Below are 13,439 nucleotides of genomic sequence, written 5' to 3'. Positions count from 1 at the left end.
AATGCCTTATGAATAATTACTAGAATGAAAGCTAGTTAATTAGATAAATAGATATGCGAAAAAACAAGGTGGTGATTGGCTTCTTGGGCACGCAACTCGACTCCGGCCGGGGCGCGGGGCGGTGGGAGAAGTGGCGCCCCACGGTGTCGTTGGTGCAGCACGAAGACGTGGTGATCGAGCGGCTGGAACTGCTCTACACCCCCGCGCACAAAGACCTGGCCCAGCTGGTGCAGGCCGACATGGCCGTCGCTTCGCCCGAGACCACGGTGAACCTTGTGCCCCTGCCCATGGCCGACCCGTGGGACTTTGGCGAGGTGTATGCCCAGCTGTTTGACTGGGTGCAGTCCTACCGCTTTGACACCGAACGCGAGGAGTACTGGACGCACATCACCACCGGCACCCACGTGGCGCAGATCTGCCTGTTTTTGCTGGTGGAGTCGCGCCGCATTCCGGGCGTGTTGGTGCAAACCTCGCCGCCCAAGCGCCAGCAGGCGGGCAACCCAGGCAGTTATGCGCTGATCGACCTCGACCTGTCGCGCTACGACGTGATCGCCCAGCGTTTTGGCGCAGAGCAGCGCGATGCGGTCGATTTCCTCAAGAGCGGCATTGCCACGCGCAACGCGCGCTTCAACGCACTGATCGACGAGGTGGAGCGCGTGGCGGTGCGCTCGCGTGCGCCCATCCTGTTCACCGGGCCCACGGGCGCGGGCAAGTCGCACCTGGCGCGGCGCATGTTTGAACTGAAGAAGGCGCGCCACCAGGTGCAGGGCGTATTTGTGGAAGTGAACTGCGCCACCCTGCGCGGAGATGGTGCCGCATCCACTTTGTTTGGCCACAAAAAGGGCGCCTTCACGGGGGCTGCGGCAGACCGGCCCGGCCTGCTGCGCGCGGCGCACGAGGGCGTACTGTTCTTGGACGAGATTGGCGAGCTGGGCCTGGACGAGCAGGCCATGCTGCTCAAGGCGGTGGAAGAAAAGCGCTTTTATCCCATGGGCAGTGACCGTGAGGTAGAAAGCGACTTTCAGCTGGTGGCAGGCACCAACCGCGACCTGCGCACCGAGGTGGCTGCAGGGCGCTTTCGCGAAGACCTGTTTGCGCGCATCAACCTCTGGAGCTATGTGCTGCCTGGCCTGGCGCAGCGGCCTGAGGACATAGAGCCCAACGTGGAGCACCTGCTGGTGCGCGCGGGCGAAGAGCTGGGCCGCAGCGTGCGCCTGTCGAACGAGGCCCGCACCGCCTACCTGCGCTACGCCCAATCGCCCGAGGCGCTGTGGACGGGCAATTTCCGCGACCTGTCAGCCAGTGTGACGCGCCTGGCGACCTTGGCCGACAGTGGCCGCATTGGCCTGCCCCTGGTGGAGGCCGAGATGGCCCGCCTGCGCTGGCTATGGCAACCTGCCAGCGATGCGCGCAACGGCATCGCGTCCGCCCCAGGTACTTTGGGCCGTGACGATCTGGCGGAGTTGCTGGGCAGGGATGCCGTGGAGTCCATGGACCTGTTCGACCAGCTTCAACTTGCCGCTGTGCTGCAGGTCTGCCGCCAGGCGCGCACCTTGTCGGATGCGGGGCGAATGCTGTTCCAGGCCTCGCGCGCGCAGCGAACGGTGGTCAACGATGCGGACCGGCTGCGCAAGTACCTTGCGCGGTTTGGGCTGGATTGGGAGCGCATCGCTGCCGCTGGGCGATAATCCACGCCGTGAAGCGCGCCAGACCGCCGCTGGTGCAATCTGGGAAACCAGGCACTGGAGGAACGTCCGGACTGCACAGGACAGCGTAGCAGCTAACGGCTGCCCACCGTGAGGTGAGGATTAGAGCAACAGAGACGAGTCCCGGGGGAGTGCCGCAAGGTAGACCACTGGGGGTGAAACGGGCAATCTCTACGCGCAGCAATACCAAGTAGGCCAACGTTGATGTGGTTCCGCAGAGTTGGCGGGTAGGTAGCACCGAGCCGTGGTGGCGACACCCGGCCCAGATTAATGGCGGTCACACTGCGGGCAACCGTGGTGCACAGAATCCGGCTTATCGGCGCGCTTCACACTTTATTGAAAAGGGCTGGTGCATACAGGTGCACCAGCCCTTTATCTTGGCTGTGTGCTCGATCACTTCGCTGCTTACGCGTTGACTGCTGCCCGCACATTGGTCGTGGGGAGGCGCTAAGGCAGGCAGCAGGCGGTGAGCGGGACATGCCTTACTGCTCGCGCGCGAAGTGACGGACTCGGCCATCTGCCCACGTGATGGTCCCTGTCCCCAACACGTCGAGCTGCCAGCGTAGCTGGCGTCTACCTCGGGCGTCTATCGCGAAGCCTTCTGCATAGCAACCGGCCCAGTCACGTTGCGCGAAACCTTCTTCAGGTACCCGCTGGGCTTCGCGCAAAAAATACGCTCTCAACTCGGCTTCGCTAAAGCGGGGCGCGTCACAGTGGTTGCGCGCGCTTTCTTTCACTGCAAAACTTTGTACCCAGTGTAGCTTTGGTGGTTGCGCCATTGCTGATACACAGGCCGCACAAGACAAGAGGGCGACCAGTAGCGCCCTCATTGAAACACCAAACTCTTAGCCTCATCGGCCTGTTTGTAAGAGATATCGGAGTGACGGTAAACGTCCGTTTGTAAGTCCAGCTGGTAGTGATGGCTCAGTGCTTGAGTGAGCCATTGCAGTGATTCGGTTTGCTCCGCTGTGGGGCGTTCGAACAGCTTTGTTTTGGAGTCGAATTTTCCGACCACTTCAATGGCCACCGAGTCACCGTTGGTCGGATATCGATCGGGGTAGGCCTTGGCCTGCTCACGGTTGTTGAGCGTTTTGACTTTAGCGCCGTAACTCGCATGGGATTGCATGAGCGTATCGATCGCTGTCTGTTCTTCTTTGCCGCAGGTCTGACTGTCATCGCATCGGGATCGAATTTTGCCGACGCTGTAGACGCTTTGGTCTAGGCGTGCAGTCTGGTAGATGGTGCCATCTTTCTCAATGTAAAAGTGCGCACCGATTCCATCGGCTTTGGCGTGGTCTAGGTTCATGGTGCTGCTGTCGGTTTGGTGCAGGACGATGGCATCGACCTTGGTCATCGCGCCGTGTTCCAGTGCCGCCACGCGTTTGTCCACCACGCGCGGATCGGCGATAAAGCCGTCTTTGATGATCAAACCTTCGCTTGCCGCGTTGCCCCCCGGCACTGTTCCCGAACTGGTAAGCGCATTCACGTTCATTGGTGATCCTCCTGAAGTTTATGGGGGCAAAAGTCAGGTGGCAGTGTGCCTATTGAGGGCGCGTGAGGCTATATGTGCGATTACTAGTGGGGCGTTTGTACTGCTGTTGACAGTGTTTTGTGGGGCCGCATTTCTCGCGCCATTGGGTACGCCGCTATTGCTTGGCCTATTCACGTTCCTAAACGAATGAGAGGTGAGCAGCGCAGGGAGGTGTTTGATGCTGGCCTACCGATGCGCACCGGGTGCTGTATGGGGGTGGGCAGCATAACCCCTACGAGACGGCGCTACAGCAGGCCGCAGGACGCGCGGCAGCCCATCTTTAAAGTCCGTGCTTTACCGCGGGCAATGCGGCGCGTGCCCTTGCTCCAGTTCGGTGGCGCGTTGCACGGTGTCGGGGTGGCTGCTCAGCAAAGACCACACCGGATGCGCTTGTGCCTTGGCTTGGGTCGGGGCCTTGGGGGCAGGCTGTGGTGCACTGGCGGGCGCGCTACCCGCTTCGGCGGGTTGGGGCGCGGGGGATGGGTTCTGATTGGCCGATGCTGTGGTTTCACCGGGCTTTTGCTTTTTGTCCTCGGCTTCGTCCTCGCGTGCAATCGCCAGCAGCAGCTTGCCCATGGGGGCGGTGGGCAAGGCTGCGTGCCCCATCAGGGCGATGGCATAGCAGTCGGCCTCGCGCTCGTGGTTGCGGCTGTAGGCGCGGCCGGTCAGCACTGTGGCGCCGGTGGACACCACTGCGGACACGTCGCCCAGCGCCAGCCCCAGGCCCATGTTCAGCACGCCTTGCTCCACCACCATGCGCATGCCGTGGCGGTGTACCACGTGGCCGATTTCGTGGGCCAGCACGCCCACCAGCGCGTCGTCGCTGATGCCTTTGTCGGCCGCCACTTTGACGATGTCGTCCGTCATCACCACTTTGCCGCCGGGCAGGGCAAAGGCGTTGGCCGGCATGCCCGAGCGGAACTCCAGCTTCAGTTGCGGCTGGTACCCCGGATAGCGCCGCAACCCGGCTGGGGTTTGCTGCACCAGGGCGTCAAAGCGTGCCGTGAGCTGCGCCTGGCGCTCTGCAGGCAGTTTGCTGGGTTTGAGGTATCCGCCGTCCATGCGCTGCAGCACGTTGTCAGACAGGCGGGTTTCCCAGCCCAGCGGTACAAAGCGTGTCAGCTGCGTGGCCGCCCACGGGGTGCCATAGCGGTAAAACAGCCCCAGGCCGATGGCCGAGGCAGCCATCACCCCTAGCAGCAGGGGCCAGCGCGTTTGCATGCGCTGGGCCACGCCGGGGCGGGCGCCAGCGGCGGCCAGGGCCGCGTACCACTGGGTGACGGCGTCCACTTCCAGGCTGCCGCGCTCGCGCAGGTCCACCACCACGCGGGGCTGGGGGCGGCGCTCGCTCCAGGCTTCGGGCCAGTCGACCTGGTCGTGGGTGAACACCGCGGCGGGCGCCCCGGGCTCTGACAGCAGATGCAGCGCCAGCGAGGGGCCCTTGGTGCCGGGTTGCACCGCCACCGTGACGGGGCGTGGCTTGCTGCTCAGGCCGTCAAACCAGCGGCCCGCCAGCAGGGTGGACGCACGCAGGGGTTTGTCCATGTCAGCCGATCAGGTCCAGCCCGGCGGCATCGGCCAGGGCATCGCCCAGCCCGCCTTCTTGCTGGCGCACCAGCGCGCCTGCCACTTGGTCGGCGCCGCCCTTGATGTGCAGCGTGACCGATTCCAGCTTCATGCGGTATTCGCTGACCCGCGCAAAGGGTCGGTAAAAGCCCAGCGTCAGCAACGTCAGCACCATGTTTTTGAGGCGCAGGCGCACAAAGCGGCCTGCGCGCAGGTTGCACTTGAAGCGGGCAATCTGGCTCACGCCGATGTTGTTCCACAGCAGCTGGAACATGCGGGCCTCGCGGTAGGCGCGGGCGGGGGCCGATGCAAGCAGCAGCAGGAAGAAGAATGCGATGACGCCCACGATGGCAATCAGGATGATCCACAGGATGTTGCCCTTGCTGCCCTGGCCCATCATCAGCATGGCGATGGAGCCGCCCATCAGCGCTGCCGTGACGGCCCAGACAAGCAATGCACACAGAATGAACACGGCCACCGTGGCCAGCCACACCTTCACAAAATCCATGTACACCGGCTTCCAGCGGCCATGCTCGGCGCCCAGGCGGGCGCGCAGCACCAGCAGGCTTTTGTAGTTGTATTCCAGCCGGATGAAGCACAGGATGGACAGGATCAAGCCCAGCACCAGCAAGCCGCCCATGGCGGGCGTGAATTCCGGGCGAATCTTGGGGCTGCCTTTGACGGCCGGTTCGTCCAGCATCTGGGCCAGCTCGGGCGACAGCATCTGCATGCCAAAGAACACGCCAAACCACACCAGTGCCAGGGCAAACACGGGCCAGCTGGCCAGGTACACCTCTTTCCAGCTGGCGGAAAACTGCAGCCGCAGGCCGCGCCAGCGCGTAGCGCCCAGGCGAAAGCGCATGGCACTGGCCCAGATGTAGGGGGCCAGCACTGCGCCGCCCAGCAACATCAACGCCACGGCCAGGTCCTGGCCTGTGTTGGCCGCCAGCTTGTAGGCGATGGACAAGAGCACCAGCAGCACAAAACCCATGACCATCTTGCGCTGCTGCGCAGTGAATTCGAGCGGGCTGTTGGCCACCATGCTGTGGCCATAGAAATACATGGCGGTGCGGCGGCGCGCCCACGGTGTGTAAAAGCCCAGCGTGACGATGCCCAGCAGCACGTTCACGATCCAGACGCGGAAGTACTCACCGCCGCTGCCCGTGAACTCCATCGGGTAGGCCTCAATGTTCTGAGACATAAAGACAGACGGCTGCTCTTGCGCAGCATCTTTGGGGTTCTGGTTCATTCGCTCCCTCCTATGGTCGGCGCAGTTTAGCAGCGGCCGGGGGCGGGCGAATATTCAGAAAAAATGGCCTCTAGCGCGCATTCAATCAGCGCGAAAAGCTATGCATTTAATAGCGTTCGGACTGGTCGATGGGGCGCCTGCGCGGGTTTCATGGGCTCGGTCTCGCCCCATCGCTGGCTGGCGCACGGTGCGTTTAGAACTTCTCCCACGGCTGCAGGTAGCGCCACTGGCCCTCGGGCACCTTGGCCAGTGGCACGCGGCCGATGCGGATGCGCTTGAGGGCCACCACGCGCAGGCCCACAGCCTCGCACATGGCCGGAATCTGCCCAGGGCGGATGCCCTTCAGGGCAAAGCGCAGCTTGGTCTCGTTTTGCCAGCTCACCTTGATGGGCGGCAGCGGGCGGCCGTTGAACGACAGTCCGTGGCACAGGCGCTGCAGGCCATTGGCAGCGATCTCGCCAGCCACTTCGACGATGCATTCCTGCTCCAGCGATTCGATGTCTTCGGCCAGCTTGCGCGCAATGCGCTTGTCTTGCGTGTACACCACCAGCCCGCTGGCCTCGGTGGGCAGGGGGGTAAAGCACTCGAGTTGCTTGAAGTGGCGCTGCAGCACGCGGATGCCGCTGGCGTCTTCGCTCAGGTGCGAGGCACTGCCCAGCAGCGTTGCGGCGGGCGTGGCGCCCTGGCTGCGGCTGCCGGTGCTGCTGCGCGCGGGCGCGCCTGGTGCGGGCCCGCTTTGCGCCGCTTGGCCCAGGCCCGCTTCATAGCCCGCAGGCTTGTGCAGCAGCAGCGTCACGGGGGTCAACTCCAGCAGGCTGGCGTCTGGGGCCACCGCCACGGTCTGGTCGGGGCGCACGCGGGCGCCGGGGGCTTCTTCCACCTGGCCATCCACGCTCACAAAGCCGCCTTCGATGAACTGTTCTGCCGTGCTGCGCGAGCAATTGATTTGCTCGGCCACGCGTTTGGCCAGGCGGATGTGGGTGGGATCAGGGTTGTGTGCGGTCATGAAAGCAAGGCTCGTTGTTCTTGTGAAGGGGGCAAAAGTCGGTCAGTGGTTGCCCGGTGGCAGGGTGCGGATGCGCTCGACATGGGCGAGCAGCGAGCGCTGGGCCACGGGCCACATGCGCGGGGGCACATCGCTGTAGGCATGGCGCACCCAGTCTTCGGGTGTGCCATCGGGCAGTGCCTGCATGGCAGCCAGCACCTTGGCTTCTCGGGCCAGGCGGTGGGCGCGCAGGTGGGCGATGGCACCCCGCGCATTGTCCAGCACATAGCCGTGGGCGGGCAGGATGAATTCAACGCCGTGCTCGGCGCACAGGGCATCGAGCCGGTCGAGCGAATCGAGATAGTCGGCCATGTTGCCGTCAGGCGGGTCAATCACCGTGGTGCTGCCGTTGAGGATGTGGTCGCCGCTGAACAGCAGGCCGTCTTCCACCAGCAGCAGGCACACATGGTTGGCGGCATGGCCCGGGGTGTGCACCACTTGCAGGGTATGGGTGATTTGGCCTTCTAGCGCTTGTCCAGTAAGCGTGAGCAGCTCATTATTTTGTAGCGGCCTGTCGGGCGCGAACTGGCTGGCCACCCGTGCGGTGGGGGCCGATGGCAGGCCCAGGATGGGCGGCTTGCGGCGGCCTGCGCGCTCGCACAGGGCCTGCAGCGGGGCCGCGCCGGGCGAGTGGTCGGGGTGCGAATGGGTGCACACGATCATGCGGATATCGCCACTGGCTGCGCGCCAGAGTTTTTCCAGGTGCTCCGGGTCGGCCGGTCCGGGGTCGATGGCGATGAAGCCGGTGCCCGGCTCGCCCACCAGGTAGCTGTTGGTGCCGGGCCCGGTCATCACGCCCGAGTTGGGGGCGGTCAGGCGCTGCACGTTGTTGAGCAGCGGCACCGGGCGCTCGGTTTGCCAGTCCAGCGGGTGCACCACCTGGCCGTCGGGGCAGACCAGGGCGAGTTCGCCAAAGGGGGCATCGCCCTCCATGTAGCGCGCCTCTTTGCCAGCCAGCAAGCCCGCACGGGGGCAACTCGTCCACAGCGGTTGCTCGTGCACCAGCGCGGCCAGCACGGCGTGGGTATTGGCAAAGCGGGCCAGCCGTTGCAGTGTGCGGATCGTAGGGAAGATCATGAAGAACTGCCCCGCCTCGTGCCGTGCCAGCGCGTCGGCCGGGCGCACCCACACGGGCTCAAACTGCTCGGCCTCGTCGGCCACGGGCTCTTGCCCCTCGGGCATGCGGGCCACCAGGAAGGGCACGGCAAAGCGCTTGGGCAGGTCACGGTCGGCCGTCCAGTGGGCCAGCTGGAACACGCTGTCGGCCGCCAGCCGCAGGCCGCGCGCGGCGCACTGCGCGGCAAACGGGGCGTGGCGGTCCAGCGCGGCAATGTCTTGCGCATCGGCCATCTGGCCTTTGCGGGGGCCGTCGGCATGGCGGGCCAGCAATACGCCCAGCTCTTCAAAGCTCTCGCGGATGGCGGCGATGGCCTGGGTCAGGTGCTCGTCGCTTTGCGTGGGGCGGCGGTCGGCGGCGGTGTGCGATTGCGCATCCAGTGGGTCGATGCCCCCGCCCGGAAACACATAGGCCCCGGGTGCAAAGCTGGCCTTGCCAGAGCGGCGGGTCATCAGGACTTCCAGGTCGCCGCCGGGTGACGCATCGCGCAGCAGCAGCACGGTGGCGGCATGCAGGGGGCGCACGGGTTCGCGGTGGGGATGCAGGTGTTGGCTGGTGCGGGGCATGGGGCCATTATCGGCACTTGGGCTGCGTGGCCCTGGATCGTTGGCGAGTGTGGTGGCGAGCCCTTTGGCCGTGCGGCAAGGGTGGCGCATGGAGGTGGCATTGAGATGTTTTGGCAATAAACACAAGCGCCCTGCGTCTGAGTGAAATTCGACAATGGCCCGCTTGTCTCTTTTGCCCGGAAATGGTGCTCTCTATGTCTCTCTCATCCACTGCCCGCCGCACGCTCTGTGGGGCTGCAGCCCTCTGGTCGCTGGCCCTGTTGTCACCTGCACTGCACGCCCAGGCGCCTGCCAAGGCCGATTGGCCCACCCAGCCCGTCACGCTCATCATGGGCTTCCCTGCGGGCTCGGGCATTGACGTGGTGGGCCGCGCCATCCAGGAGCCTCTGGCCAAGCTGCTGGGCCAGCCGGTGGTGATCGATTACAAGAGCGGCGCGGCGGGCAACATTGCGAGTGAATACGTCGCCCGCGCCAAGCCCGATGGGTACACGCTGGTGTTTGGCACGGCCGCTACCCATGGCAGCAACGCGGCGCTGTACAAAAAGCTGTCCTTTGATGTGGAGACCGACTTTGTGCCCGTGGCGCCCATCATCGACGTGTCGAATGTGCTGATGGTGAACCCCGATGTGGTGCCCGCCAAAAACATCCGTGAGTTTGTGGAGCTGGTGAAGGCGAACCCCGGTAAATACGCCTTTGCCTCCACCGGCCACGGCGCAGGCACGCACATGGCGTTTGCCGAATTCAATGCCCGCACGGGGCTGGACATGCTGCACGTGCCGTACAAAGGGGGGCCAGAAGCCATCACCTCGGTGCTGCGCGGCGAGACCTGCTGCATCATGAACCAGGTGCAAACCGCCCTGGCCCACTACAAGGCAGGCAAGGTGCGCTTGCTGGGGGTGACCACCGCCCAGCGCGTGCCCGCCGTGAGCGAGGTGCCCACCATTGCCGACAGCGGCGTGCCCGGCACCAAGGGGTTTGACAGCTCCATCTGGTTTGGCGTGTTTGCCCCCAAGGGCACCGACGCCCGCGTGGTCGGGCGTTTGAACAGCGCCTTGCGCACCGTGCTGGAAACCCCCGAGGTCAAGGCACGGCTGGAATCTGCAGGCAATGCCGTGCGCGTGGAGTCCCTCGAGCAGTTCAAGGCCACCGTGCACGCCAACCGCCTGAAGTGGGCCGAGGTGGTGAAGGCGGCCAATATCTCCATCGAGTAGGCCGCCCGAAGCCGCAGGGGCGCATGGTGCGGCGAATTGCGCAGGGGGCGCCCGGAAGGGGCGGGGCTGTAAAGCGAGAAGTTGCAGGGCGCTGGTTTCGCTTGGGTCGCAAGGCCTGCAAAGGGGCCTGACCGTGGGCGTGGTGAGGTCGGTCGTCAATGCCCCACAGCCACCGCCCCACCACCCCGCACCGGTATCCCACTGCGCGTGTCCAGCACCCCGCTGTAATGCGTCAACCCCAGCGACACCAACACCACCACCGCCCCAATCCACGGCGTATGCATCAACCCCAGATGCGTCACGATCAACCCCCCGCCCCACGCCGCCCCCGCAATCCCCAGATTGAACGCCGCAATGTTCAACCCCGACGCCACATCCACAGCCTGCGGCGTGAAGCGCTCCGCCTGCTTGACCACATAGACCTGCAACCCCGGCACATTGCCGAACGCCACGGCGCCCCACAGCAGCACGGTGGCCAGCGCCAGCCAGGGGTGTGGCGCCGTGAACTGCAGCAACAACAACACCGCAGCCAGCAGCGCAAAGATGATGCGCAGCGCCGGGATGGGCCCCAGCCGGTCGGCCAGGCGGCCGCCCCAGAGGTTGCCCACGGCCACCGACACGCCGTACACCAGCATCACCCAGCCCACGGCGCCCGCGCTGAAGCCCGAGATGTCCGTGAGGATGGGCGCGAGAAAAGTAAAGGGGATGAAGGTGCCGCCATAGCCGACGGCCGTCTTGGCGTACACCAGCAGCAGACGGGGCTCGGCCAGCACGCGGGCCTGCTGCAGCAGTGACGCGGGCGGCGTGTGCGCAATGCCGCGCGGCACGAACCGCGCGCTGCCGATGAAGGCCACCACGCCCAGCGCCGCCACGGACAGGAAGGTCTCGCGCCAGCCGAAATGCTGGCCGATGAAGGTGCCCAGCGGCACGCCGGTGACCAGCGCCACGGTGAGGCCGGTGAACATGATGGCGATGGCGCTGGCAGCCTTCTCGCGCGGCACGAGGCCTGTGGTGATGGTCGAGCCGATCGAGAAGAACACGCCGTGCGCCAGGCCGGTGAGGATGCGCGCGGCCACCAGCGTCTCGTAGCTCGGGGCCTGCCAGGCCAGCAGGTTGCCGGCGGTGAACAGCGCCATCAGCGACAGCAGCAGCGCCTTGCGCGGCACGCGGCCGGTGAGCGCGGTGAGCACGGGCGCGCCCACCGCCACGCCCAGGGCGTACAGGCTGACCAGCAGGCCCGCAGACGGGATGCTGATCGCCAAGTCGGCTGCCACGGTGGGTAGCAGGCCCACGATCACGAACTCGGTCGTGCCGATGGCGAATGCGCTGAGCGTCAGCGCGAGCAAGGCAATGGGCATGGAAGAACACTCCTGGTAGGCAATGGGTGAATGCCTGGAGTGTGGGCGCTTGTCCTTTGCAGAAAAAGACGGTGATCGGCAGAAGATACTTGCCGCCGAATCAATAATTGCGGGTTGTCTGAACCGAGGCGCATTCCATGAAAAGCACGCTCGAAGAGCTGCAGGCCTTTGTCGCCGTAGTGGACGGCGGTTCCATCACCGCCGCCGCCGACCGCCAGGACCAGACGGTCTCGGGCATCAGCCGGGCGCTGGCGCGGCTGGAGAAAAAGCTCGACACCACGCTGCTGCGACGCACCACCCGCCGCATAGAGCTGACGGAGGAGGGCCAGGCCCTCCTGCAGCGAACGCGCGCCATCCTCGCGTCCATCGAAGACGCCGAAGAGCACATGGCCGCGCGCCGCCAGCAGCCCGCGGGGCGGCTGCGCGTGAATGCGGCCACGCCGTTCATGCTGCATGCGGTCGTGCCGCTGGTGCCGGAGTTTCGCAGTGCCTACCCGCAGATCACACTGGAGCTCGACACGGACGAGGGTTATATCGACCTGCTGGAGCGGCGCACCGACGTGGCGATCCGCATCGGCCAGCTGCAGGACTCGACCCTGCACGCGCGCCCCCTGTGCACCACCCGCCTGCGGGTGCTGGCCAGCCCCGAGTACCTGGCGCGCGCGGGCAAGCCCAAGACCGTGGCGGATCTGGCGGGGCACACGCTGCTGGGCTTCAACCAGCCCGAGTCGCTCAACCGATGGCCGCTGCGGAGTGCGCATGGGGACCAGTGGCCCATCGTGCCCAGCCTCACCGCGTCGAGCGGCGAAACGCTGCGCCAGCTGGCGCTCTCGCATGTGGGGCTGGTGTGCCTGTCGGACTTCATGACCGCAGGCGACCGCGACGGCGGCCGCCTGGTGCAGGTGCTGGCGCGCGACACGGTGGAGGTGCGCCAGCCCATCAACGCGGTGTACTACCGCAACACGCAGCTGGCCGCGCGCATCGCGTGTTTTCTCGACTTCTTGCAGGAGCGCATGGGCTGAGGCCCCCGCTGAGCCATCAACGCAGCGCGCGCAATTGCTGCAGGCGCTGCAGCACGGCGTCGATCACCGTGTTGGCGCCTTCCAGGTCGCAGCTCCACAGCATTTCCAGCAGCTCAATCAACGCAATGGCGTTGTTTTCCACCAAGGCCGCCTGGGCTGCGGCCTGGAGGTTGCGTGCCTCCAGATCATTCAAAACTTCGACCGTTAAACCCATGGGGCACTCCCTTTGTTATGTGGGTTTGATGGTAGGCGCTGGTATTGATGCTGGTCACGGCGCGGGCATGATCGAGATCAAAGGCGCGCCAGAAACTGCGGCCCTTGGGCGGTTGCAGACAGGTGCTCAGCCCCGGGGCGGAACGTTCAGCCCCTTGACCACCGCTGGACGCGCGACGAAGGCGGCCAGCACGCGCTGTACTTCGGGGAAGGCGTCAAACCCCACCAGTTCGCCCGCTTCGTAAAAGCCCACCAGGTTGCGCACCCAGGGCCATATCGCGATGTCGGCGATGGTGTAGGTGTCGCCCATGATCCACTGGCGAGCGGCCATGCGCTGGTTGAGCACGCCCAGCAGGCGCCTGGATTCGTTCACGTAGCGGTCGCGTGGGCGCTTGTCTTCGTAGTCCTTGCCCGCAAACTTGTGGAAGAACCCGAGCTGCCCAAACATAGGGCCCACGCCGCCCATCTGGAACATGACCCACTGCAGGGTGTCGTAGCGTCCGGCGGCGTCGGCGGGCAGCAGCTGGCCCGTCTTTTCGGCCAGGTACACAAGGATGGCGCCGGACTCGAACAGCGCCAGGGGCTGGCCGCTGGGGCCGTTCGGGTCGAGGATGGCGGGGATTTTGTTGTTCGGGTTCAGCGACAGGAACTCGGGTGACATCTGGTCATTGGTCTCGAAGCTCACCAGGTGCGCTTCGTACGGCAGACCCAGCTCTTCCAGGGCGATGGACACCTTCACGCCGTTGGGCGTGGGCAGCGAGTACAGCTGCAGGCGGTCAGGGTGCTGGGCGGGCCACTTGCGGGTGATGGGGAAGCGAGACAGGGCGCTGGCGTGGTCGGGCATGGTGCTCCTTG

Annotated in this window: 11 protein-coding genes and 1 other RNA gene; 4 read left to right on the top strand and 8 right to left on the bottom strand. The window is 65.3% G+C overall.

Features of this window, described 5'->3' with window-relative positions; genetic code table 11:
- Positions 1–53 precede the first annotated feature (53 nt).
- Both rtcR and rnpB read left to right on the top strand, forming a co-directional pair.
- Positions 54–1,688 (top strand): RNA repair transcriptional activator RtcR, encoded by a 1,635-nt coding sequence (rtcR, locus tag EAG14_RS18295; RefSeq protein ID WP_121729724.1) that lies wholly within the window; start codon positions 54–56, stop codon positions 1,686–1,688.
- 10 nt (positions 1,689–1,698) lie between these two features.
- Positions 1,699–2,038: RNase P RNA component class A (gene rnpB, locus EAG14_RS18290), an RNA gene on the top strand.
- 494 nt (positions 2,039–2,532) lie between these two features.
- Here rnpB and EAG14_RS18285 read toward each other — a convergent pair.
- The 5 genes from EAG14_RS18285 to EAG14_RS18265 form a co-directional block, all read right to left on the bottom strand.
- Complete coding sequence (locus EAG14_RS18285) at positions 2,533–3,198, bottom strand: peptidoglycan recognition family protein (protein ID WP_099657893.1); 666 nt, start codon at positions 3,196–3,198, stop codon at positions 2,533–2,535.
- Positions 3,199–3,531: 333 nt separating this feature from the next.
- Positions 3,532–4,782, bottom strand: a complete 1,251-nt coding sequence (locus tag EAG14_RS18280; protein WP_121729723.1) for a M48 family metallopeptidase — start codon at positions 4,780–4,782, stop codon at positions 3,532–3,534.
- A 1-nt stretch (position 4,783) separates the two neighbouring features.
- The gene (locus EAG14_RS18275; RefSeq protein WP_099657895.1) at positions 4,784–6,052 is read right to left on the bottom strand and encodes a YjgN family protein; all 1,269 of its coding nucleotides are present in this window, start codon (positions 6,050–6,052) and stop codon (positions 4,784–4,786) included.
- A 193-nt stretch (positions 6,053–6,245) separates the two neighbouring features.
- Positions 6,246–7,058 carry an rRNA pseudouridine synthase gene (locus tag EAG14_RS18270; protein ID WP_121729722.1) on the bottom strand — a complete coding sequence of 271 codons (813 nt, stop codon included), beginning with the start codon at positions 7,056–7,058 and terminating at the stop codon, positions 6,246–6,248.
- Between the two features lie 42 nt (positions 7,059–7,100).
- Positions 7,101–8,780: an MBL fold metallo-hydrolase gene (locus EAG14_RS18265; RefSeq protein WP_121730547.1), complete on the bottom strand. Its 1,680-nt coding sequence runs from the start codon at positions 8,778–8,780 to the stop codon at positions 7,101–7,103.
- A gap of 194 nt (positions 8,781–8,974) precedes the next feature.
- Here EAG14_RS18265 and EAG14_RS18260 point away from each other — a divergent pair, with 194 nt between their 5' ends.
- On the top strand, positions 8,975–9,991 hold the full coding sequence (locus tag EAG14_RS18260) for a Bug family tripartite tricarboxylate transporter substrate binding protein (RefSeq protein WP_371414372.1): 1,017 nt from the start codon (positions 8,975–8,977) through the stop codon (positions 9,989–9,991).
- A 155-nt stretch (positions 9,992–10,146) separates the two neighbouring features.
- Here EAG14_RS18260 and EAG14_RS18255 read toward each other — a convergent pair whose 3' ends face one another.
- On the bottom strand, positions 10,147–11,349 hold the full coding sequence (locus tag EAG14_RS18255) for an MFS transporter (RefSeq protein ID WP_121729720.1): 1,203 nt from the start codon (positions 11,347–11,349) through the stop codon (positions 10,147–10,149).
- A gap of 137 nt (positions 11,350–11,486) precedes the next feature.
- On the opposite strand from EAG14_RS18255, the gene EAG14_RS18250 reads away from it, so the two are divergent.
- Positions 11,487–12,371 carry a LysR family transcriptional regulator gene (locus EAG14_RS18250; protein ID WP_121729719.1) on the top strand — a complete coding sequence of 295 codons (885 nt, stop codon included), beginning with the start codon at positions 11,487–11,489 and terminating at the stop codon, positions 12,369–12,371.
- 16 nt (positions 12,372–12,387) lie between these two features.
- Here EAG14_RS18250 and EAG14_RS22935 read toward each other — a convergent pair whose 3' ends face one another.
- Both EAG14_RS22935 and EAG14_RS18245 read right to left on the bottom strand, forming a co-directional pair.
- Entirely contained in the window at positions 12,388–12,585 is a 198-nt protein-coding gene (locus EAG14_RS22935) for a hypothetical protein (RefSeq protein ID WP_143226048.1), read from the bottom strand.
- 126 nt (positions 12,586–12,711) lie between these two features.
- On the bottom strand, positions 12,712–13,428 hold the full coding sequence (locus EAG14_RS18245; protein WP_121729718.1) for a glutathione S-transferase N-terminal domain-containing protein: 717 nt from the start codon (positions 13,426–13,428) through the stop codon (positions 12,712–12,714).
- Positions 13,429–13,439 lie beyond the last annotated feature (11 nt).

It is taken from the genome of Acidovorax sp. 1608163 (genome assembly GCF_003669015.1).
Classification (GTDB): domain Bacteria; phylum Pseudomonadota; class Gammaproteobacteria; order Burkholderiales; family Burkholderiaceae_C; genus Acidovorax.
This window is presented reverse-complemented; position numbering and strand designations above follow the sequence as displayed.

Coding starts and splice junctions, on each gene's coding strand:
- rtcR (WP_121729724.1), top strand. CDS start 54: ATGCGAAAAAACAAGGTGGTGATTGGCTTCTTGGGCACGCAACTCGAC.
- EAG14_RS18285 (WP_099657893.1), bottom strand. CDS start 3,198: ATGAACGTGAATGCGCTTACCAGTTCGGGAACAGTGCCGGGGGGCAAC.
- EAG14_RS18280 (WP_121729723.1), bottom strand. CDS start 4,782: ATGGACAAACCCCTGCGTGCGTCCACCCTGCTGGCGGGCCGCTGGTTT.
- EAG14_RS18275 (WP_099657895.1), bottom strand. CDS start 6,052: ATGAACCAGAACCCCAAAGATGCTGCGCAAGAGCAGCCGTCTGTCTTT.
- EAG14_RS18270 (WP_121729722.1), bottom strand. CDS start 7,058: ATGACCGCACACAACCCTGATCCCACCCACATCCGCCTGGCCAAACGC.
- EAG14_RS18265 (WP_121730547.1), bottom strand. CDS start 8,780: ATGCCCCGCACCAGCCAACACCTGCATCCCCACCGCGAACCCGTGCGC.
- EAG14_RS18260 (WP_371414372.1), top strand. CDS start 8,975: ATGTCTCTCTCATCCACTGCCCGCCGCACGCTCTGTGGGGCTGCAGCC.
- EAG14_RS18255 (WP_121729720.1), bottom strand. CDS start 11,349: ATGCCCATTGCCTTGCTCGCGCTGACGCTCAGCGCATTCGCCATCGGC.
- EAG14_RS18250 (WP_121729719.1), top strand. CDS start 11,487: ATGAAAAGCACGCTCGAAGAGCTGCAGGCCTTTGTCGCCGTAGTGGAC.
- EAG14_RS22935 (WP_143226048.1), bottom strand. CDS start 12,585: ATGGGTTTAACGGTCGAAGTTTTGAATGATCTGGAGGCACGCAACCTC.
- EAG14_RS18245 (WP_121729718.1), bottom strand. CDS start 13,428: ATGCCCGACCACGCCAGCGCCCTGTCTCGCTTCCCCATCACCCGCAAG.